The organism is Planktotalea sp. (assembly GCF_039984035.1).
GTDB lineage: Bacteria > Pseudomonadota > Alphaproteobacteria > Rhodobacterales > Rhodobacteraceae > Planktotalea.
Genome location: NZ_JBDWVM010000099.1, coordinates 1 through 1,704, shown reverse-complemented (window position 1 = coordinate 1,704; position 1,704 = coordinate 1). Strand labels below are relative to the sequence as shown.

Sequence of the window (1,704 nt, the reverse complement as noted above, 5' to 3'; positions counted from 1 at the left end):
CGCTTTATACGCAAGCTGCCGCGCTTGGTAGTGGCCGTGCGCTCAATAACTTGGGGTTGATCTACGTCAGGGGCGAAGGGGTTGAGCAGGACTATGCCCGTGCGGTTGATTTGTTCAGCCAAGCTGGCGAGATGGGCGTGAAACAGGCCTATCGCAACCTTGGCGTTCTGTACGAAAACGGATTTGGTGTGCCCGTAAACGAGGCCAAAGCCGCAGAGCTGTATAAGTTGGCCAGCAACGCGGAAATCTCGGCGCCTCCATCGGTCGCGCGCTATATCTACGATCCGCGTTTGGCGCCCATCGAGACCACACCCGAGGCACTGAATCACGTTCAGACCTCAGCGGACTTTGGCGATCCGGTCGCCCAGTTTCAACTCGGTTGGGCTTTGGTCCAGAAAACAGACCCGACGTTTGCAGAATTCCGACAAGCGGCACAGTGGTTCACGCGTGCTGCGCAAAATGGATATGGCCCTGCGATGGCCAATCTGGGCATGATGCATTACCGCGGTGAAGGGGTGCTTCAAGACTTTGTTTACGGGCACATGTGGGTGTCACTTGCGAGTGCCGCTGGCGTTGTCTTGGACGATGCTCTTGCTGCCGAATTCGTCAATTTACCAACGCCAAGCCAAATTAACGAATCTCAAGCGCTCGTCCGTGCGCGCATTAAAAACAACAACCTCAGATAGTATTTAGAAGTTTAAGGTCGAAAAAACACGACTTTTCTTGACCAAGGGGTAAGTAATTACCTACGAAACAGGTGTTTACAGATGATATTAGTAAAATTTTCATCTAAGTTACGATTTAGTTAATCAGTATATTTTGAGTACCTATCGTTTTTGATCGCCTATTTAGAGAGACGGAAACTATGAAGAAGAATGCTTTGGGCTTATTGGTCGCTCTGGGTTTGACTGTTGGTTCGTTGAGCGCTGCAGAGCAGGTTAATCCGGTTCAACAACATAATTCGAATGCTGTCTGGTTTGAAAATTGGGTGGGCCTATCCAATGCGTCAATGACCATCTCTACGCCTAGCGGTGAGATCACTCAGATCTTCGCAAAAACGGGCACGCCGGTCTTTCGGCTTGAAGGCAACGAAATTGCCGACGGTATCTATCGCTATGAGTTGAAGGCCGCGACAGAAGAGACCGTCAAGATCGTGAACAAAGTTGACAATGGTCGTGGTGACAAAGCGAGAGATACCATGTCCGGTTCATTCGCGATGAATGGCCATTTTACAGTATCCAGAGGTGTGATCATCACACCAAAAGATCTGAAAGAAGAATAAAATAAGTCTTGGCTTATGCGGGATGAGCCAAATCAAGAAAAGTAAGTCCTTTTGAAGGGGGATCAGATGTCTATATTTTTGAAAAGTCTTAAACAGCGCACTGCGCTAACGACGACTGCGCTTTGCGTGGTAGCGAGCGGTGCCGCTGCGGATATCCAACAACTCGATGATGTTATCATATCCGGTGGTTCACTTTGTGTTGGAATGGATTGCGTCAACGGTGAAAACTTTGGGTTCGATACGATCCGCTTGAAAGAAAACAACCTGCGAATCCATTTTGATGACACGTCTAATTCTGCGTCCTTCCCCGGAAATGATTGGCGTATCGTCGCAAACGACAGCGGCAATGGCGGCAGCAACTACCTAGCGATCGAAGACTCAACTGCAGGGCGCGTTCCCTTTAGAGTCGAAGCAACTGCACC

At 49.4% G+C, this 1,704-nt stretch carries 3 protein-coding genes; all 3 read left to right on the top strand.

Going from position 1 to position 1,704, the window contains the following annotated elements:
• Positions 1-686, top strand: a 686-nt coding sequence (locus ABJQ89_RS04315) for an SEL1-like repeat protein (protein ID WP_348495035.1), incomplete at its 5' end; no start/stop codon positions are given.
• A 179-nt stretch (positions 687-865) separates the two neighbouring features.
• Complete coding sequence (locus tag ABJQ89_RS04310) at positions 866-1,282, top strand: hypothetical protein (RefSeq protein WP_348495034.1); 417 nt, start codon at positions 866-868, stop codon at positions 1,280-1,282.
• A 66-nt stretch (positions 1,283-1,348) separates the two neighbouring features.
• A partial coding sequence (locus tag ABJQ89_RS04305; RefSeq protein ID WP_348495033.1) for a hypothetical protein occupies positions 1,349-1,704 on the top strand: 356 nt, incomplete at its 3' end.